Source organism: Butyrivibrio proteoclasticus B316 (genome assembly GCF_000145035.1).
GTDB classification, from domain to species: domain Bacteria; phylum Bacillota; class Clostridia; order Lachnospirales; family Lachnospiraceae; genus Butyrivibrio; species Butyrivibrio proteoclasticus.
On the sequence record NC_014389.1, the window covers coordinates 1 to 19,019 of the forward strand.

Genomic DNA, 19,019 nt, shown 5'->3' on the forward strand with positions numbered 1-19,019 from the left:
ATGAAAAAAAGTAGTGAACTTTCACTAATAAAAAATAGGGACTATAAAAAATCCAACGAACTTATAAATGCCAAGGGAAAGGGTACTATACTAAGTCAAAAACTCTTTGCACTTGGAATGCTTCATGTTACCGTTGATGAAACCCATAGTGTTGTTGCTACGATAGCAGGCAAGGAACTAAGAGCAGCTTTTAAATCTGATTCTGGCAGTCTATATACACATATAGAAGAAGCTTGTGATAAAAGCATGTCCAGCACTGGGGCTACAATCTTTGATTGGCAAATCCTAGAAAAAGATCCGGATAAAGACTCACTTGTTGCAAGACAGGTAGTAACCGATGCAGAGTTTAAAGACGGAACGCTAAAGCTTAGATATAACAACAAACTTACAGATAAAATCATAGACTTAAAAACCAACTATACAATACTGAGCCTTTCCGAAACGATGTCTATTAAATCGGTTCATACATTAAAGCTTCATGAGATCTTAAAGAGTGCTTATGACCTTGAGTGCGCACGCACCAAAGACAATGGGGAACATCTATTTTACTTTCATAATATGGACTTAAAGCTAAGGCTTGGAATTGTAACGGCAAGGGGTGACAGGGTAGTTGCAAAAGAATTAGCCAAGGAATATCCGGATTATGAGATGATCACAGAAAGGTTAAATAAAAGCGGCGATAACAAGTATGTTGAATACAAGGACTTTAATAAGTCTGTAATCAAGAAGGCTGTTGATGAGCTAAACAAAAAGACAAACCTTAGGGTAAAATACGAAGGACATAAGGTGGGCAGGCTTAAAGTTGGAATAAACTTTTGGGTTTCAAAAGCAGATAATAAGCCTACTGGTAAAGAATCGGTAAAACCAGTCTTATCCGATAAGGACAAGGATGCTATCCTAGATGATTTATATGAAGTAATGCATTGTGATTTTAAATTGGCAGAGATTCGTGAAATATGCAAACATGCGGACTTTGATAAAACTAAGATTCTTAACGCATATGAATATATGCATAGCTACAACAGCAGCATTGATATCCCTATTGCTTTTATGAAGTCTGCAATATCAAATGAATATAGCGTAGAATCGCTTAAGAAAATAACAAAAGTACCTAAAAATGCATTTAACAGGTTTGAACAAAATACAAATGAAAATTTCGAGCTTCTTGAAAAACAGCTATTGGATAATTAGTACCTTATTAACGGAGGACTTATGAATAAGATTTATAACTGTTCGGAATGCGATTACTGCTATTCCAACGAGACTATGGGATGCAATTATCTGTGTGTGAATATGGAGTCGGAATATTTTGGAGAACTTGTTGATGGGCTTGGAATTGCAGAAGAAAATAAGGAATGCGTGGTAGTAAGAGGTAAGAATTTTGATGAGCTCATCCTGGAAGACCAGTTTTCTTAAAACTCCGGGCATTTTAGCAATTAGTAGTGAATGAGAGAGTATAATGTTTATGATCCGGTATACTTCTGAACTGGTTATTAATTTTATATCCTGCGCAATAGAAGCAGAAGAGTGCCGATTTATTATTTTGTAATGGAGTATTTTATGGCAGATACTTTTATTTTAGGAACAACAGGAAACGGAATTGGAACATTGAGCAAATTTCTGTTAAAGGGTATATTAAATGACCAGAAAACTCGTTATAAAGATGATGTGTCAATAGTTTTTGACTGTTCGGGTGTGTATGAAGATATTATTCCAGATGGCGCAACCATATTTTCCATACAGAAGGGAAAACCTGGGCTTACATGCAGCAAAGCAAGAGAAGATGGCACTTTCTTGCCGGGCGATGTTTTTTATATAAAGACGGGGTTTGAACCTAATATAAAAATTGATGAGGTACTCTCTGATATGGAGCAGGTCATCTCTAATTTTTGGGCTGATAAGTTTTCAACGGGCCATGACGGGTTTATCAGTTTAATCGTTAATGCTCCGCAGTTTTATAAAACACTTGGCAGAATAATAGCACTTCATAACTTAAGAAATAATATCTGGACATTTCAATCATCAGAGCAGCTTGAATCCATATGGAAACAGCGAGACCTTCCATGTTGTTATGACAATATTGTTGCGACGTCTATTTGTGATATGCAGACCGCTACTTTCATTGCAGAGCTTACAGGAAGAACAACTGAAAATATTTTATCTTGCTGCACAGCTGGTGAGAGAGTGCTGCTTGTAGAAAATGGACATCTGCATCTTTACAACAAAGAGGACTGTTTCTCTTATATTTTATGAGATGTGTGTCAAAGTGTTTCTGCCATTGCAAGATCACTATCTATACCATCCATAATAAATTCAAGGTATGTCCTAGCCAGGACTTCATCAAGTTCTTCCGCATCTATTAGTTCTTCATCCGTTACAATTCCGGTGTGGAGCTTCCCTTTATATCTTACATGATATTTGAGTCCGATATCTACTTCGTCATATGCGTTCGGTTCAAGGATCCATTTAAGCAAAATATTTGTTCGCTGCCTTTTGTACGTGTAGTCAAACTGCATATCAGGAAGATTTTCTACAGACAAAAGCATCTTTTTAAATGCAAGAGCATCTTCTTCATCAGTTCCCATGAGAACGTCCTGATAGGTATTTTCAATCCTTTTCTTCATTTCCTTTGACAGTTTGAACATAGACCGCCTCCTTTAATCGCTTTCTTCAGTATCTCTGTAACTTGATAAAAGAATATTTCTTCCTTCTTTTTTCTGTTTATCTGAGACTTCGGCATAAATAGTAGTTGTCGCTATTGATTTATGTCCCATGGCCTTGCTGGTTCGATAAATATCTCCGGTAGCGCTGTACAGATCTGTTGCAAATGTTGCGCGCAGTCTATGCGGAGTAAGACCATTGGGGTGGGAGGGTAATCCTGCTTGCTGGTACTTTTTTATTAGTTTTTCAACAGCACGTACGCCTATTCTTTGTTTTTTTCTTGAAATAAAAAGAGCGGTTTCATCGTCAGTAAGTTCCATCTCTTCACGTTCGGCCAGATATTCCCTAAGAATCAGATCTGTTTCATCATCTAAATATACGCGTTCAATATTACCGCCTTTTCTTACAACTCTGAGGCTGTGTTCTCGCAGATTTACATCACTTATATCAAGGCCGACAAGCTCTGAAACTCGAATCCCTGTAAATAAAAAGACCCTGGCGATTGTATAATCCCTAAGCCATTGGCGTTCATGATATGGAAGCTGCCTTTTGGTAAGACCGGTGCCATTCATAACAGCCGATAAGAACTGGCTCTTTTCGCCTTCGTATAATCTGTTTACCTCTTTTCTTTTGACCGCTGGCCTTCTTACTGCAGATACAGGATTATCTGCAAGCTTCCTTCTTTTAACATAAAAGGTAAATAAGGAAGATAGGGTGGAGAGGAAACGGTTTATAGTCCTGGGCTTTCTAAATACATCCTTATCCGGATGTTTATACCATTTCATGCATTCGTCCATGTCCTCACAGGAAAGCTGCATCATATCAACCAATGTATATTCGGGTATTGGTTTGTCTTTATATTTCTCAATACGAGAAGAAAGGAAAGTAAAAAAGTCCACAAAATCGTATGTATACTGTAAAAGCGTTGATACGCTAAGATAATCACGGCTTGATTCAATATAATCTTGGACAAATTTAGGTAGTCTTATTATTTGTGACTCAAGCTGTTCTAAAAATACAGCTTCTTGTTCATCCTTAAATGAAAAGTTCCCCATACAAACTCCTTTCTTCATTACGTATATTGTAGCACCAGAAGGGTATCCTTTGGGTGCAAAAAGTAGTTTGTTTTTTATATTATAATAAAGTAGTTCGCTAAATACAACATTTAGCGAACTACTTTCACTATATAGAAAACCCACAAAGGCATTTTTATCAAGGCATAGTCTTTTGCTGTAACTGTTTTACTTTTTTCTAAAATAAAAGCGCCCTCTTTTATCAGAGAACGCTCAAATTTTATATATGACATCAAATAAAGCTTAATCGGACACTTTGATCACGTTTAAAGAAAACACCTTATTTACAAATGCACATTCATATATATTCATTTTGTGCTTTGGATTTGCAACAAGCTCTACGATAATTCCCTGGTAATCAGGAATATTTTCAAGTAAGAAATCCTTCTTATATGTAGTAAATACTGCTTTAGCCCCAGTATGGAGCTTTCTTTGCATGAATTCCATATCTTCTTTTGCTTCAATTTCATCTATGCAAGAATACTGCAGTTCTGATTCCGAGCACATTTTCATCATGAGCATCAAAAGCGTTGATTTACCTGAAGATAGATCTCCGGTTATTACAATATTCTTGCCTTCATTTACAGCATTTTTTAATACACGTAAATACTTGCCATTCCAGACCGGCTTTTTGCCTATTTCGTCTATAGAAAGAGTTCTTAGAGCTTTTTTCTCTTCGGTTCTCTTCTTTTCTCCTGTGACAGTCTTTTTTATTGAGCCATCTGGGGCAGCTTGTTCCCTAAGATATCTTTTTATGCTTCCAGCTCCATTCTGATAATGGACTTCTGTTAACTGGCAACCCTTTTTAAGAATTTTTCCTAAGAGTTCCTGTACTAGAACTTTATTAGCACCAATACCACTAAGACCTTTTTTAAGTCCTAGCGCCATGGCAGAAACCAGATAAACCTGTGATGGTTTGTTTATGCATCCGATACATTCGGTAACACCAAGGATAGCAACCTGGTTGGCTGTATATGTTCCAGCATCTCCCGTCACCACCTTCAGGTGCCCATGGAATTCGATTCCACATTTATAATGACTGTTACCAGAGGGACTGGCTCCGGATCCAGTTGTCCATATAATGATCCCATCTTTCAGATCTTCTTTAAGCTTATTTATTGTGACTGTATTTCCATTGTAAACTCTTGTTTGAAAGTTAATATCTTCTGCCTGAATTTCCGACATAGCAAACCTCCTGTATTTGGTCTTTTCCAGCTGTTAGCGCATACATACCATCTTAAATATTTTTAATAAGAAACTTGGAGCAGCGGGAGCATTATAAAATTTTGGCTCAATTACGCTATATTCTCTGCTGTTATCTAGGGGAATATTGATCCCGCATTTTATATTTGAATCGTATTTATCCAGCCATTTTGACAGTATCTCGGAGTTCTTGCAATATCCCCATGAATCAGGATTATGTTGGATACTAACAATAAGAGCGAGCGCGTCTGCAGGCTCTCCATCTATAAGGATATCCTCATCCTCGCTGCTTATAATATAATCAAGCTGCTTACAGGTGCCAAGATATGTGCATTTTAATACAGCTTCTTCAAAAGACCAGGCCATGTTCTTCTCTATAAGAAGCTGCGAAATATCCTCATGGGATAATTCAAGGTTATCGTGTAAAAGAAGCATAGCATCTCTTACGCTTGATTCAGTGATGCAGGCGTTCATCTTGTTACCTCCGGCTGAAGAGTGTCCCTCTGTAATTGCATTTTTGGCTGCATGTGCTTTGCGATAATAATATTGGATATGATCATGGTTTCAGCACACAATATGAAAAGCCATCGGTACTGATATAATCCGATGAAAAGTGTTGTCATAACTGCATCTACCCCTGTCGCAGAATAGTGTGCAAACTGTACTCCGCCAATACCGGTATAGAAAGAAACCAGAAAAAGCACTGCAAAAGGGAGCATAGTAAATACTCTCACTCCCTTAAGCATTTTTATTGCATTGTCTGGATTTTTAATATAATGAACGAACCTCATAATCATCTTCCTCGTCTCTATCATAAGACACTTCGTCATATGGCTTATTTCCCTGTTCAACCTTTACTTCGCACGTATGCTCCTCTGTTTTCTCCTCGTAAGTGTGGCGGTCGATATCTGTGGTCACCCCTTTTTCGAGTGCCTCTGTGGTTTCTCCTTCAAGAGCATATCTGTCAAGAACATCCGGGACATCCTTTAACTGGAATGTCTCCCTGGTTTCAGAATCCATTATCATAAGCTCACCACCCAGCTCAGTAACTTCATATGGGCCGATATTGACAGCCTTTCGCTCGCTCTCGCGGACTGCATTGAGAAGCTTTTGCATCATCCATTCTTCATTGTAGTCATAAGCGACATCTGCGATATCTTCATAATGTGCTTTCTCAAAAAGGCTTTCTCTAAACTCATCCTTATCAAGTGGTTCGAGCCTGCCATCTTTTTTGATAAGCCACTGAAGTGGATTTTCTCCATCAGGATCTCTTGTGAGTTCAACACTGCCAATCTGAAGCTGAGTTAAAACCGGATGAGCCATAAAATCATGAACTCCATTGATTTTTTCTTCTATCTTCTCAGGTGTGGCTGTATGGAATACAAACTGTTTTGTGTAGTCCTGCTCTGAAATCTCTTTGAGTTCCTTGAGTACTGGATTATCAATAAGACTCTTTTCATCAATGTTTACCATGCTTGTCCTGTCGCCTTTTTCATCAACGGTCTTTGCAACAAGACCATCTTTGTTGCAGGAAATGTGAGCTATGGTCTTGTTATCTGCTGAGGCAAGAAACATATCTTTTCCAGCTTCTAATGCCAAAATAGTCTTTTCTATCTCACTAAGTTCTCTTTGTGGAGATGCCTTTACTTCCTCTTTTTTAACAGGAGCTTCTTTTTCTTCCTTCTTAAGCTCCTCTAAATCAAACCCATGCGCCTGGTCAGGATTAAGCTTATCGAAGGTTCTCTTTGGACTGAAGAATTGTTTTATAGCTTCCTTGATCTGTTTTATCATTTCAAAGAAACCAGCAAGAGGCCCTCTTCTTCTAATCTCTTCTTTTAAGAGCTTATTTTCTTCCTTGATCTCAGCATTATATTTCTTGAATTGTTCGTTTGTCTTTTTTGTTGCCATCTGGGCACCTCCTTTAAGCAGATTATGTTGAATTTGGGCCAAAATAAAACGACATCAACAGATGCCGCCTCAACATATTCTTAATCGGATATCGGAGTGCACAGTACTCCGTATGGGTCCGCTTTGTCATAAAGAATTGTTGTCTGAAAATTATCTGCATTAAGGTCTGCTAAAATCTGAACATTGTCACTTGTAAGTTCAGTGAGCTGTCTTTTACTCTTTGCAATATAGAAACTGAAATTTTCATCTACAGGATTAACTACAGCTTCCTCAATTGCCTGACATGTCACCGTTGTATTGTTGTATTGATTTAGAGCTCTCCAATTCTTGGTTGTTATATTTCTTATTGTGACTCTGCTGGCCAAGCCAAAGCAGCATGTAAATGCCAGAAGTATCGCTATGCTCCTATATATGGAACTTATATATGATTCTTTTTTCATCTTCCGCCCTTTTCTTTAATTCAATGTTTTAACTATCTGTTTGCGATACACATATTATGGAGTAAATAAAAAATTTATAATTATTTATTACTTACATAATAATTTCATGAAATTAATGACTGTATACTTGGAGGATAAAAATGAATAGATTTAATAGAAAAAGGACTAAAAATACCGGCATTAAAACTCCGGTTATATATGTAGATAATAAGGCTCTGCTGCCTGACGCTGCCATAGACTCAATGGTAGAAAAAGTAAAGCATGACATGGAGATTATTTATTTGAAAAAAGCTGCTGTATTCGGGATTCTGGGAGCTTTTGTAAGATTTGTAGCATATGTACTTGCATTTGTCGCATGTGCTCTTTATGCAGAAAATTCTCCTGTTGTGATCCTGGGGCTAATGGTGCTTTTGTTAACCTCTGCCTTTGAAATGTCCAAAGCAAGTAACATCAATGCATTTAAAAAATTTCTGCACCATCTTTTAAAGCACGAGATATATTTATCAGCTCCTCTTTGCTCATCGCTTCTTGGCGTATTAGGGTTTATATATTTTCTTATATCTATGCCTGAAGTTTATGTAAACTATCTCGACCTTTCTGTTTTTATGAACTGGATCAGAGCATTATATCCAATTCTTTTGATGATTCCTGTTTATATTAGCAACAAGATGGTCAATACCGAGTGGGAATCCATTACAAATGCAAAGCTTGTTAAAAAGCTTATAGCTGATGATTTTGAGATTACGGATGATAAAGAATACGTATCTAAGCTGTAAATACAAATAGCCGGTTTTGCCGGCTATTTTTTTGCAATGAAATAAGCGGCAGCATTTCTGCTAACCGCCTATTTCTCACATGAAGTTACTTTCGTTATAACAATATTATATAACAGGTTATAATATTTAGTCATCTAGTCTCTTTTACTTTATCAGTTTGTTATATGCACTTGATAATGGCCCTTCGTCATATTCATGGAAAAATTGAGCGAATGGACTGTTCTTATCAGCGCCCCCAACATCTTCTAAATATTGGTTTATTGCACGCTTTAGTGCCTCTTTCTCCATGCTGGTCAAATAGACAATAGAGCCTCTAAAGCTTTTATTTTCATTGTTTACTTTTCTGCTCAATCTATGTTCTCCTATACATTCTTATGCTAAACATAAATACACATTCAAGCGGCCATCTTAAGCTCTTTTGCGTCAAAGTTCACCTTTTCTTTAGCATATTCTGACATTTTCTTCATGTCATAGCTGCAGTTTTCTTTAACCTTCTGCATCTTCTGGACGAGTTTTGCAATATCTTCGTCATTCCAGCCTTCCATACGGTGAAGTGTAAGCCCTATTGCAGCCGTAAACATAGCTCCTAGCCACTGTTTCTGGTTTTGCCGCATCTGAAGCCACTGAGGTGCGGTATACTCCCATTTTTCTTTCTCTATATTAAGATATCCAAAGTCCTTATATGATACACCCTCTCTGTTTGTAAGCTCGATATCGCACTCGTTATCAAACATACTGATCAGGGACAGGTTATGATCCTTGGAGCATTCTTTTAATAATTCTTCTTCCTTATCGAAAAGCTCTTTAATCTTCTCTTTGGTCCATCCAAAGGATTCTATAAGAACTATGGCTCCCGAAAGATTAATAAGAGCCATTTGTTTTACTCCTTCTGCATTGAGCTCATTCTCAGCCTTCATGATCATCTGTGCCATGTGCTTTGAACACCTTATTTTTGTTTGTGATATGTTTGGTCTTTGCATCATTTTACTCCTCATTTCCATCATATACTTCTATTTCTGGTTCTATGGTATATACCGGCTCGTTTTCTTCAGAAAGAAACTCTTTTAATGAATAGGCATTATCTATTTCAATTTTTTCGAGAGCAGGCTGATCCATTGCCCACTTTGGGATATCCCAGTCTGTATCTACAATATGTAAGCTGCCATCTTCATTTTCTCTAAAAAACAGTGCAAATGTGACCGTGCTTCTTGCCCACTCGTCTGGCTCATATTTGGTGCGCACGGCAGCAGAAATGCGTCCCATAAGAACATTTTCAATATCGTCATTCCTACATGCTCCAAACTTTACATCCATCCCCCAGTCTCCTGAACTGTCGTATTTGCTTTCATTTGCAAAACACTCAAAGTCAAAAAATGAATAGCGGCATTCATCAAGCAAATTATGCATAAGATTTCTTACATATTCTCTGGGAGAAATGCTGATGTCTTTCCCTCTTTCCTGGATAAATAGTTCAACAAGGTTCTTTTTTAAGTTGTAAACATCATTGATCTGTATGCCATCGAATGTTAAAATTCTTGGCTCTGCTTCATCATTTAATCTTTCGCAGGCGGGGGTTCTGCCTGCTGCGATAAGAAGCTCTTTTAATGTCACATTTTTATCTGCAGTTTTCTCGCTTATGTTCTCAAGCATTTTATTTGATGGAATGATGTCTGAACCATTTTTCAGGATTCTGTTAAGATATTCCTTGCTCATATCTATATCAGCGGCAAACTGCACCTGTGTCCTTATTCCCATCGCTCGCTTGATAAGCGATTTAAGTTCGCTGTAGTGGCTTTCCTTTAGTTTTTCCACATAAGCTTCATGATCAAACCACTTTTCTTCCCCATTTTCTTCATATTTGCATTTTTGTAATCCCATTTTCTGCTCCTCCGTAAATTGACTTATAATTGATGTTTTTCAATTTTATATCAACACTATATCAATCGCAAGCTTTGACGTCAATATTTTTTCAATCAAATATCAATTTTATCATTAGAATCAGTTAATGCGCAGTGGTATTATCTTTCCAAAATGCAAACTAAAAGAGCCATTTTGTGATTATACAAAACGACTCTCCTAATATTAAAGACGCGTACTACTCGACAAGCGCATTTAAGAAGAACATGCTGACTATGATATTTGACGGCGGGTGGATGGTGACAATGAGACTCCATTTAGGAGCTGCCCAAAGAGCGGACAAACCTGTACTTCTCAAGTATGATGTATCACTCAAGGGGATTCCGTATCATATGGATAGCGAGATTATTCCCCTATAAGATGAACAACAAAAAAGCGCTCACTGTGTGAACGCTTTTGTACTGAATACAGTTTTGTCATTAATCTGGAAGGCTATCAAGGAACTCTTGTGCTGTCATAAGCTTGAGATCATTTGCTTCAAAATCACTCTTGTTATTGGTGATAATAACATCAACAGCATTGTCTTTGGCAACAACATATTGTAGAGCATCCTCTGTGTCATGCCACTTTAGTTTAAAAGCATTATGCACATGTTCTTCTGATACGTTTAATATGTGCATAATTGAAAGAAAACTCTCAACACTATCCCTTGCCTGTTCTTCGACATCTTTTCGTGGACGACGCTTATCTTCGGGTTGTTCTTTGTTCTTGATTACCAGTGCTTTTGTCACTAAGTATAATACGTCTGTTACAGACGAACTTGTGAGGCATTCATATTGACTATTGTCTTCCGCAAGCTTAAAGAGCTCCTTGGCAGCTTCGCCACCAGCTCTTCCCTCGAAGTAGTCAAGAATCACGTTTGTATCAACCAAGAGCTTCATCTGTTATGTAGCCTTTCTGCACGGATGTCATCCAAAGACATATCTAAGTTAGAAGCAATGCCATATAACTCATCCACAATGCTTTTCCTTGCTTCAGTGATAGTCACATCAACCTTTTTCCCTTTCAGAGAAAAAGGAATACTTATAATTGGTGACAAGAGATCGGCATCCACTGTTGTTCTTAAAACTTCCATAGTGATTCCTCCGTTCATCTGGCTATTCCTCCTTTCTTAATAATATTTATATCAAAATAGGGAAGGAATAACCTCGCCCTACTTGATAACTGATTAGTTACTTTCAGGCGATCAACCTGTATCCATTTGTTTCTCCGTTACTATCTCACATGAAAAGTATACATTATAAGTATGACTAAAACGTACCAAGATAAAAACGGAACGGTTCTTTTCTTTTAAACCTGCCAATCTGACACCTAAAAGATGAAACCCGTATTCTTCGCCCAGGTTAGAATCGTCATTCGACTATCTACTGTCGCTACACGCATAAACGAAGTTGCTTACGGTAATCCCGGATCGCTAAAATACAAAATCAAAAAAAGATATGAGTATTATAGCAGATTAAGCGGACTTGGCAAGTTTATCTTATTTGAAGTTAGTGTTACGAAAAGCCCTAGTCAGATACACTGTTGTCTATCTTACTACGGCTTTGTTTTTACAAGTTTTTGTTTTACATTTTTCCAATTATAGAGTAGCACAAGTTGGCCTCGTTTTCAATGGGTTTTAGCGGTTTATGGGTAGGTACTACAGATTGAGTACAACCACCCATCATATTGACAACAAATATAGAAGCATTGTTATTTATACAGATATTATAAATGGAATTTAGGAATTTCCAAATTATACAAAAAACGTTCACTACTTATAGTTCTTCAATTCCAGTGCAAAACTTGTCTTGTTGCAATGGATTTGAAGAATGTCTTCGACTGCTCATTTTCGAGCTGCCGGATCAGATTCGTGATTTTCTCATAAATCAGCGCATTCCGCACGGTTTCTCACTTGCAGCGCAACAGGCTTGTTGCACTGGACTCGAAAATTTAGCTCGCCGTATTTTTGGTAACCTTTAAGCCATTTGGTATATTCGTCCACGGCTTCCTTAAAGAGCACCTTCAAACGCCCTTTGGTGTGTATATCAAGTGCCTTGATCATATCTTTTATAACGGTATCTTTCATCTCTTCGTCGGCTGAAGTATTATCGCTCCCAAAAGATAAGAGAATGACCTTTTCATTTTCCGGATGAAGAGCTATCGCAGTGCGTATATACTCCCGATGTTCTTTGATGCTTTGTATTCTTTCAGGAGTATCGCTTATTGGAATCTTTTGCATATCCCCAATAATAAGATATGTCTTATCTCCTTCTTCAACGATACCATGAAATGCTACAGGAGAAATGCCATAGTTTCTCTTATTATTATTTGCTATATGCATGCAGACGTCACTAAGGGTCCAGTTCTTCCATTCGTCCATTAAGGCTGCTGCCGCAGTTTCATCTAAAATGTCCTGAATATTATTCCCCTTGATATAATCGAAGGTTTCCTGATATGTCATATTCGAATCCTCTTATGCCATCTTTTTGTTCTTCAGTTTAAGAGTCTTGAGCTGCAGATTTCTAATAAGGCTGGCAAAGTCTTTCTGTTCAACCTTGGTTCCGATTCCAATAAGAACATCAGACTCATCACGTTTTACGATTCTTGCGATCTTGCCAGGAAGTGCTTCCACATGTCCGTCAGGAGACATAATGTTAACCTTAACAGGCTGGCCTGCCTCAAGCTTTACATCAGTTTCCTTACAGATAAATGCTACTCCGGCATAAGATACATTTTCGCATGAACCAATCAGTCTTATACCAGTATCTCCAATATCAACGGTCATAGGACAATTACATCCAAACCTGTAAGCTTTTCTCTTGTTCTCTACTCTTGCTTTCTGACTCGACATGAACGTAATGTTTTCGCGGATATAATCATGATCCATATCATCGATATCAAAATAATAGTCCCTGTTATCAACGCCTCGATATTTGATTTCCACCTCAAAGCCTGAAAAATTGACTTTCCTGCCGTCTAAATATACCAAAGGAGTAACGATGCCACCATCAATCCTTTTTGTGACCTGGGATGCAAAATCCACTATGAAGTTTTTGTTTTTATATACCCGTATTCTGATATGACCTTCAGCGGGAATATCATCAATATATGTTATAAGATTCATACTTATTCCTTTGCTGCTGTGGTGACGAATAACATATTATGCTGCACGTAGTGATCCGTGATCACATACTCCTTTTTAAGAGCGTTGACAATCTCCATAATCTTCTCAAATTTATTATGGTATATTTCTGGTGCTTTTCCATTTGTGTATGCAATATGAAGACCTGCACGAGCAAGAACTTCTGTATCCACCCAGAATTTTACGGGCTGATAAAATTCCTGCTTTTCATTCCAGATATGTGAATCGTAAAGCTGATCTATAAACGAGCACTTTTCGACGTTGTTTTCAGGATACTGAAGGCGCATACTGACTTCTGCTTCGAGCCTCTCCACCTGTACAGGAAATCCTGTGCTGTATATGAGATTTGCTGTTGAAATATCTATCTCCTGACTATGCATTGCCATGTCCATTGTAAACATATATTGACTCTCCTTTTAAATTCTTTGAAATTATTATTCCACCTTTTATTTACTTATAAATTTCTGCACAATATATAAAAATAGCCGGCTTGTGGTTACAACTGCCGGTTATTTATTTTTCATTATTCTGGGGTGTTGAGATCCAGCATGAGCTTTTGGTTGCATGTTCTGCAAAGCAATATACTGCGTTCGCTTACACCACTCATTCCCCATATGCTTATTCTTACATCAGCTGGTTCCTTTCTGCATTGTCCGCAGACCATATTCTGATAATTTGTCTTTCTAACAGCTATATTCATCGCTTAATACCTCTATTTCTTAAGTCACGCTACCTCTCTTACCCTGATTCGGATCAGAAGGCTTTTGTTCTGAATATCTACTTCAGTGTGCGTAACTTCCATTCCGCGCGCATGTATTGAGCTGAGAGCTTCGCTAAGCTGTCCGATTCGATAAGTAAGTTTTTCAGTTACATTATGCTCATCGATTAAATAGATCATTTTATTTTTCACCTCCTTATTTGACCTGTCTTTAAATATGCCTGCAATAATATGGATAAATATAATAAAAATAATGCCCCGGCACCAGATAGGGCATCGCCGTTTCCATGCAGAAAATTTTCCGGAGCATATCATTGATTCATAATATATCTATCAGGCGCATTTGCGCTTTTGAGTCACGAGGAGAGAATCGATGAAGGATTTTTTAAGCAGATTAAATGACACTATCCGTTCAAGCCGTAAAGCTAAAATACTTGCAACAATTGGTCTTGTTGCTACTGCCATTTTAATATCAGGCATAGTAAATATTATCATCTCGCATCAGCCTGTACCCAAAACAATTACATATCTTGAATTTGTTGAACTTATGAAAGATGGTAAGGTTGAATCTGTGTCATATGTTAAGGAAAGTGAATATATGACGATCCAGCTTTACAATGATGTCACAAAAGATATGACGCTTGATGAACTTGAAAAATATACTTACCCTATCTCAGACACAAGAAAGTGTCTATATCCTGGCCATAACGACTTTCGCAAAGAGCTTCTTGAAAACAACATTAGGATCATCATAGAAGCTGACCAGGCAGATAAGATTTCAATGCTTGCTCTGCAGATATCTTCGGTAGTGCTTCCTCTTTTAATGTTCGTAATGATAATTGGGACCTTTAAAAAGATCATGCCCGGACAAAGTGGTAACTACACCATTATAGAAGACACCAACATCGGCTTTAAGGACATCATCGGTCATGAGGAGGTAATAGAGAGCTTAAAGCTCATTACGAAGCTACTAAAAGACCCTTCAATAGGTAAAAAGATAGGTTCAAAAGTGCCAAAGGGGCTTCTTCTTATAGGACCTCCTGGCACTGGAAAAACCATGCTTGCAAAAGCTGTGGCACATGAAGCCGGAGTGACTTTCATATACCAGAACTCAGCCAAAGTGGTAAATAATGCCTTTGTAGGGACCGGACCAGCCAGAATAGAAAAACTGTTTGAAACTGCAAGGAATCATGCTCCTTGCATCATCTTTATTGACGAGATAGATGCAATTGGACACTCAAGAGGATCCGCAAGGGGTCACTCCGAAGATGATAAAGTAATGGGTTCGCTCCTTCAGGAGATGAACGGTTTTGAAGACAGGGATGATATTTTCATCATAGCAGCAACAAACAGGGTTGATTCTCTTGATGAAGCTCTTGTGCGAAGCGGAAGGTTCGACAGACAGGTGTATGTAAATCCTCCTTCCGACTGGACCGAACGAAGAGATATGTTTAAATATTATCTAAAAGGCTACTCTCTTGCTGATGACGTCGATATTGATGCATTAAGTAAGCAGACTCCTCATTTTACAGGGGCAGATATAGACGTTGTATGTAACGAAGCAGGTCTTATTGCCATAAGGCGCGACAGGACATCTGTGTCCATGGAATGCCTCGAGGAAGCAATCGACCAGAAGATATTCAAAGGAAGCCGTAAAAAGAAAGATAAATACATGGCGGATATTAAACAGATTGCATACCATGAAGCTGGTCACGCGGTGATGAGCCATCTTCTATCTGAGCCAATCGCAAGAATATCCATCCAGCCGAACACTTCTGGTGTAGGCGGAGCTGTATTTACTGAGGATAAAGATTCTTTCCTTCAAACAAAAGAAGAGCTCCGGGCACAGGTGATAATAGCATACGCCGGCAGAGCTGCGGAAGAATTAAAGTTTGGTCAGGTAACAACAGGGGCAAGTAATGACATCACCAAAGCTACCTATATCATGACGCAATATATAGAAAAATATGGATTTGATGAGCATATAGGTCTTCTTGATCTTAGCGTTCTAAAAGATGGACAGGTCATAAAAAATGACAGCTCTTTTGAGAGACTTTCCGAAATGTCCAAAGAACTTTATAAAGAGAGTTTAAAGAAGTTAAAGGCATCTTTCGACAAGGTGGAAGTCCTCGCAAATGCCCTTCTCGAAAAAGAGACAATGACCGGAAAAGAGGTAGAAGAATTACTGCTAAACTATTGACGGAGGTGTCTGATGCAAACCAAGGCGTTAAAGAGATATCGCAGACTTGACTGTCTGCACCGGGGTTCCATAATTTTCATCGGAATCCTTCTTACGATGGTCATTATATCGGCGATGAACCTGTGGACTAAATATATCCTTGGCATAAGACTTGCATATGCATACTACTGGCTACTATTTATCGGGGTATCCGGTATTATTGGCACCCTGATATACTATGACCTCAACCAGGATCTTGCGAATACTAAGCTCTTTAGACGGCAATATAAGCAGATGTGTACAGATATTGTGAAAGAATTTGAGTTTAATTTATCTACCTGTGCGCACTTCCCCAGCACAGATAATTTTGCCGAATTTGTTTACTACATGGAAGACTTTGAAAAAGGGCTTCGCCTTGACGCAGTAAACCCGACTACCGGGATAAGAGGGATAGATGAATTCAGGCAGCGTGTTAAGAATCAGGGGTGGTTCTTTTTAAAAAACACTACTATTCTTAAGATAGTTACACTTTATATCAATAATGATGTCAAACCTTATCTGGATCTTCCTAAGATACCGGGAGTGATAAGTTTAGGGGCTACATATAATAGCGAAAAATACAAAAAGCTTAAAGCGTGGATTGAAAGGGATTCTGAAACGAGAACTGCTTTTGACCTGGTAATCAGGATCCTTAATTGCAAGAAGGTGCTTTCCGAAGTCTTTAAACGCGAAGTGCGAAGATATTTTATGGATATTGATAACAGGGACATGCCGACCAGACGCGAAAAAGCCAACAGGATGCGATTTGACTTTGCCCCTGAGCTTTATATTAGGCAACAGGATGAACAGCTATTTCTTGAACAGATGATAAAGGAATATAAGGAAAGAGAAGCTTTAAAAGAACATAAACAGGACATGTGAAATAAGAGCTATAACTAATAACAGCCCTTCGCAACCTTGCAAAGAGCTGTTATTTTATCATCCGGCTTTATCTTTAATGTCAGTTAGAAAGGAGGCTGGATGATAATCTAAAAAAATGAAAAAACAACTACAGTTAATATTATGTATCAGTTCTGAATAATGTTCTTTTGCCATCAGATACATTTTCTGCATGAAAAGCGCTGCTTCTTATAACCTTCTTTATTTCACATCTTCCGCCCAGAGAAATGTCATGAATCCGCATGATATTGATATCCTGTGTCTTTGATCAAATATATAATCGCACAGCTGCGTTCCGCCCGCTGCTTTATATGGATCCGCCTGAGCAGTTCTTTTGCACTCTTCTATCCAGAATGCTATATCGCGGGGGCGTGTCACGACATCCATTGTCTTGCCATCTTTTGCTTCAATGAACATATAGTTGCAGTCTATATCATTAACCTTTATGTCTCCGTCTACTACGATACATTTAACACCAGGTTCGTACGGATGAGCATTTATAGGGTAACCAGTCTCTTTGGCTATCTTTTCAAAATCATCTTTTCTGAATTTACTTCCATTTATCTTGATCTCATCCTGCAAAAACAGGTCTATGCTGCTGCCCTTTTCGCTTTTGCCGGCTGCCCATTTCATGGCTCTTACCATATCACCTATGTTTTCTATGCATTCATTTAAGACATCCTGATTACCCTTCATGGTTATGATAAGGTCTTCTCCCAGCTTACCCATGAACTCTTTTTCTTTCAAACTTGGATTCTTTGGAGGATTTATCCGTCTTAGCATCTCTGCAGATATCATTGTGATGAGCGCGTCCGGATGTCCAGGCAGTGTGGCAAAAGCATTGAAAGCATAGTCGTTTTTATCTAGCAGCGCCGACAGTACACTTTCCTCTGGGATATTCTTTATCCCGAACGTTGTGGTGTTTTCTTCTGAGACAATAGTCCTTGGTCTTATAGCCTCTTTGTCAAATACCTGCACTATGGGATAGCTTATAGACTTACAGTTAAGAAATGCCATAAGTGCCTTTCCTGTGTTTTTATATGAACCTATATCTACGTTTAAAACCTGTGGTACATTCTCCATTGTATTATTCCCGCCTTTCGTCGCACTCTTCAGACATTGTATCAGCTGCATGGCTTGTTGTATATCACAAAAATATAAAATAAAAAGACTGCTACTCCATAATGAAGTAACAGTCTTTTTAGCATCAAATGCTTCCTTCTTCGTATTGCTTTTTACGCATAAAATACTTGTCTATAAGGTCCCAATTATTAAGGCTTCTGTCGAGTTCTTTCCTGTCATGGAGCTGGATATACAATCCGTCATTTTCCGCATCAACTCTCATAAACATAACTTCCTTGTCGAGATTGTTGCGAATCTTGTCCCACTGTATATTTCCAAGTCTCTGATATTTCTTCGGACTATTCTTTTTGTAATGGTCATCTATGTTATTTATCATAACAAGAGTATCAGGAAGCAAAGGCCTAAGTACTTCATATAGTGTCATATCTTTTTTTACCTCCTTAAACGGCAGCAGGCTGTCTGTTATACTTCTGATATTCATTCATACTGAAATAACAGATAGTGACACTTACCTCAGGAGCCGTAGCGAAGATGTTATAGATCATCTTTCTTACTATATTCCAGTCTCCTCCGGCAAGCCCGCATCCAAGTAGTCCCGGGATAGCTACGCTCATCTTATTTTTGACTGCGTAGTTCTTAACTCTGTTTATGCAGTGCATAAGTGCATCATAATCAGTATCGTTCTTGTCATGCGTCGGGACAGTCTCTCCGAAGCAGTTAGCAACAAGCCTCCCATCTACTGTCTTAAGAAGCTGAGTCTGGCCAAGAAGTTCCTTAAATCCCTTCGTCTTACATGCCTGAACGTATTTACTGTACTCTGCAGGTGTAAGAAGCTGCGTACGAATCTGCCTTGCTATACCGGCGCCCATGGCACCGACACAGTTTGTCTGATGCACCAGGATATCCGCCTTTTCATCAAGCAGGTTTCCCTGTTTCTCTATTATCATGTTCTTCTCCTTCCATAACTGACATATGTTTCGTTCATTTCTATTATGGAA

Annotated in this window: 25 protein-coding genes; 6 read left to right on the top strand and 19 right to left on the bottom strand. The window is 38.3% G+C overall.

Features of this window, described 5'->3' with window-relative positions; translation table 11 throughout:
- The 3 genes from BPR_RS16330 (at position 1) to BPR_RS16340 (ending at position 2,253) form a co-directional block, all read left to right on the top strand.
- On the top strand, positions 1-1,191 hold the full coding sequence (locus BPR_RS16330; protein WP_013282592.1) for a replication initiation protein: 1,191 nt from the start codon (positions 1-3) through the stop codon (positions 1,189-1,191).
- A gap of 21 nt (positions 1,192-1,212) precedes the next feature.
- The gene (locus BPR_RS16335; RefSeq protein WP_013282593.1) at positions 1,213-1,416 is read left to right on the top strand and encodes a hypothetical protein; all 204 of its coding nucleotides are present in this window, start codon (positions 1,213-1,215) and stop codon (positions 1,414-1,416) included.
- Between the two features lie 144 nt (positions 1,417-1,560).
- The gene (locus BPR_RS16340; RefSeq protein WP_013282594.1) at positions 1,561-2,253 is read left to right on the top strand and encodes a hypothetical protein; all 693 of its coding nucleotides are present in this window, start codon (positions 1,561-1,563) and stop codon (positions 2,251-2,253) included.
- 8 nt (positions 2,254-2,261) lie between these two features.
- Here the strand turns inward: BPR_RS16340 and BPR_RS16345 are convergent, their stop codons facing one another.
- The 7 genes from BPR_RS16345 to BPR_RS16375 form a co-directional block, all read right to left on the bottom strand.
- Positions 2,262-2,645, bottom strand: a complete 384-nt coding sequence (locus tag BPR_RS16345; RefSeq protein ID WP_013282595.1) for a hypothetical protein — start codon at positions 2,643-2,645, stop codon at positions 2,262-2,264.
- Positions 2,646-2,657: 12 nt separating this feature from the next.
- A complete protein-coding gene (locus BPR_RS16350; RefSeq protein ID WP_207636505.1) occupies positions 2,658-3,860 on the bottom strand; it encodes a tyrosine-type recombinase/integrase in 1,203 nt (400 codons plus the stop codon).
- Positions 3,861-3,977: 117 nt separating this feature from the next.
- Positions 3,978-4,919 carry a P-loop NTPase family protein gene (locus tag BPR_RS16355; RefSeq protein WP_013282597.1) on the bottom strand — a complete coding sequence of 314 codons (942 nt, stop codon included), beginning with the start codon at positions 4,917-4,919 and terminating at the stop codon, positions 3,978-3,980.
- A 33-nt stretch (positions 4,920-4,952) separates the two neighbouring features.
- Positions 4,953-5,411 carry a hypothetical protein gene (locus BPR_RS16360; protein ID WP_013282598.1) on the bottom strand — a complete coding sequence of 153 codons (459 nt, stop codon included), beginning with the start codon at positions 5,409-5,411 and terminating at the stop codon, positions 4,953-4,955.
- Entirely contained in the window at positions 5,408-5,728 is a 321-nt protein-coding gene (locus BPR_RS16365) for a hypothetical protein (RefSeq protein WP_042258461.1), read from the bottom strand. The genes BPR_RS16360 and BPR_RS16365 overlap by 4 nt, the downstream gene beginning before the upstream one ends.
- Positions 5,706-6,845 carry a hypothetical protein gene (locus tag BPR_RS16370; RefSeq protein WP_013282600.1) on the bottom strand — a complete coding sequence of 380 codons (1,140 nt, stop codon included), beginning with the start codon at positions 6,843-6,845 and terminating at the stop codon, positions 5,706-5,708. Before BPR_RS16370 ends, BPR_RS16365 begins: the two co-directional genes overlap by 23 nt.
- Before the next feature lie 80 nt (positions 6,846-6,925).
- On the bottom strand, positions 6,926-7,285 hold the full coding sequence (locus BPR_RS16375) for a hypothetical protein (RefSeq protein WP_013282601.1): 360 nt from the start codon (positions 7,283-7,285) through the stop codon (positions 6,926-6,928).
- Positions 7,286-7,425: 140 nt separating this feature from the next.
- On the opposite strand from BPR_RS16375, the gene BPR_RS16380 reads away from it, so the two are divergent.
- A complete protein-coding gene (locus BPR_RS16380; RefSeq protein ID WP_013282602.1) occupies positions 7,426-8,061 on the top strand; it encodes a hypothetical protein in 636 nt (211 codons plus the stop codon).
- Positions 8,062-8,205: 144 nt separating this feature from the next.
- Here the strand turns inward: BPR_RS16380 and BPR_RS16385 are convergent, their stop codons facing one another.
- From BPR_RS16385 to BPR_RS20815, 9 genes are all read right to left on the bottom strand, one after another.
- Complete coding sequence (locus tag BPR_RS16385; protein ID WP_042258464.1) at positions 8,206-8,412, bottom strand: hypothetical protein; 207 nt, start codon at positions 8,410-8,412, stop codon at positions 8,206-8,208.
- Between the two features lie 44 nt (positions 8,413-8,456).
- The gene (locus BPR_RS16390; RefSeq protein ID WP_143754376.1) at positions 8,457-8,993 is read right to left on the bottom strand and encodes a hypothetical protein; all 537 of its coding nucleotides are present in this window, start codon (positions 8,991-8,993) and stop codon (positions 8,457-8,459) included.
- A gap of 52 nt (positions 8,994-9,045) precedes the next feature.
- Positions 9,046-9,939: a hypothetical protein gene (locus BPR_RS16395; RefSeq protein ID WP_013282604.1), complete on the bottom strand. Its 894-nt coding sequence runs from the start codon at positions 9,937-9,939 to the stop codon at positions 9,046-9,048.
- A gap of 458 nt (positions 9,940-10,397) precedes the next feature.
- Positions 10,398-10,859, bottom strand: a complete 462-nt coding sequence (locus tag BPR_RS16405; RefSeq protein ID WP_013282605.1) for a type II toxin-antitoxin system VapC family toxin — start codon at positions 10,857-10,859, stop codon at positions 10,398-10,400.
- Positions 10,856-11,071 carry a hypothetical protein gene (locus tag BPR_RS16410; protein ID WP_013282606.1) on the bottom strand — a complete coding sequence of 72 codons (216 nt, stop codon included), beginning with the start codon at positions 11,069-11,071 and terminating at the stop codon, positions 10,856-10,858. Before BPR_RS16410 ends, BPR_RS16405 begins: the two co-directional genes overlap by 4 nt.
- A gap of 768 nt (positions 11,072-11,839) precedes the next feature.
- Positions 11,840-12,421 carry a hypothetical protein gene (locus BPR_RS16415; RefSeq protein WP_013282607.1) on the bottom strand — a complete coding sequence of 194 codons (582 nt, stop codon included), beginning with the start codon at positions 12,419-12,421 and terminating at the stop codon, positions 11,840-11,842.
- Between the two features lie 12 nt (positions 12,422-12,433).
- Positions 12,434-13,084, bottom strand: coding sequence for a PilZ domain-containing protein (locus BPR_RS16420; protein WP_013282608.1), 651 nt, complete (start codon positions 13,082-13,084; stop codon positions 12,434-12,436).
- A gap of 2 nt (positions 13,085-13,086) precedes the next feature.
- A complete protein-coding gene (locus BPR_RS16425) occupies positions 13,087-13,503 on the bottom strand; it encodes a hypothetical protein (protein ID WP_013282609.1) in 417 nt (138 codons plus the stop codon).
- Between the two features lie 323 nt (positions 13,504-13,826).
- Complete coding sequence (locus BPR_RS20815) at positions 13,827-14,000, bottom strand: hypothetical protein (protein ID WP_154649891.1); 174 nt, start codon at positions 13,998-14,000, stop codon at positions 13,827-13,829.
- Positions 14,001-14,193: 193 nt separating this feature from the next.
- On the opposite strand from BPR_RS20815, the gene BPR_RS16430 reads away from it, so the two are divergent.
- Positions 14,194-16,020 carry an AAA family ATPase gene (locus BPR_RS16430; RefSeq protein ID WP_013282610.1) on the top strand — a complete coding sequence of 609 codons (1,827 nt, stop codon included), beginning with the start codon at positions 14,194-14,196 and terminating at the stop codon, positions 16,018-16,020.
- A 12-nt stretch (positions 16,021-16,032) separates the two neighbouring features.
- Complete coding sequence (locus BPR_RS16435) at positions 16,033-16,920, top strand: hypothetical protein (RefSeq protein WP_013282611.1); 888 nt, start codon at positions 16,033-16,035, stop codon at positions 16,918-16,920.
- A 219-nt stretch (positions 16,921-17,139) separates the two neighbouring features.
- Here BPR_RS16435 and BPR_RS16440 read toward each other — a convergent pair whose 3' ends face one another.
- The 3 genes from BPR_RS16440 to BPR_RS16450 all read right to left on the bottom strand — a co-directional run bounded on the left by BPR_RS16440 (position 17,140) and on the right by BPR_RS16450 (position 18,968).
- On the bottom strand, positions 17,140-18,021 hold the full coding sequence (locus BPR_RS16440; RefSeq protein WP_042258472.1) for a hypothetical protein: 882 nt from the start codon (positions 18,019-18,021) through the stop codon (positions 17,140-17,142).
- Positions 18,022-18,145: 124 nt separating this feature from the next.
- Positions 18,146-18,445: a hypothetical protein gene (locus tag BPR_RS16445; protein ID WP_013282613.1), complete on the bottom strand. Its 300-nt coding sequence runs from the start codon at positions 18,443-18,445 to the stop codon at positions 18,146-18,148.
- A gap of 16 nt (positions 18,446-18,461) precedes the next feature.
- Positions 18,462-18,968: a macro domain-containing protein gene (locus BPR_RS16450; RefSeq protein WP_013282614.1), complete on the bottom strand. Its 507-nt coding sequence runs from the start codon at positions 18,966-18,968 to the stop codon at positions 18,462-18,464.
- Positions 18,969-19,019 lie beyond the last annotated feature (51 nt).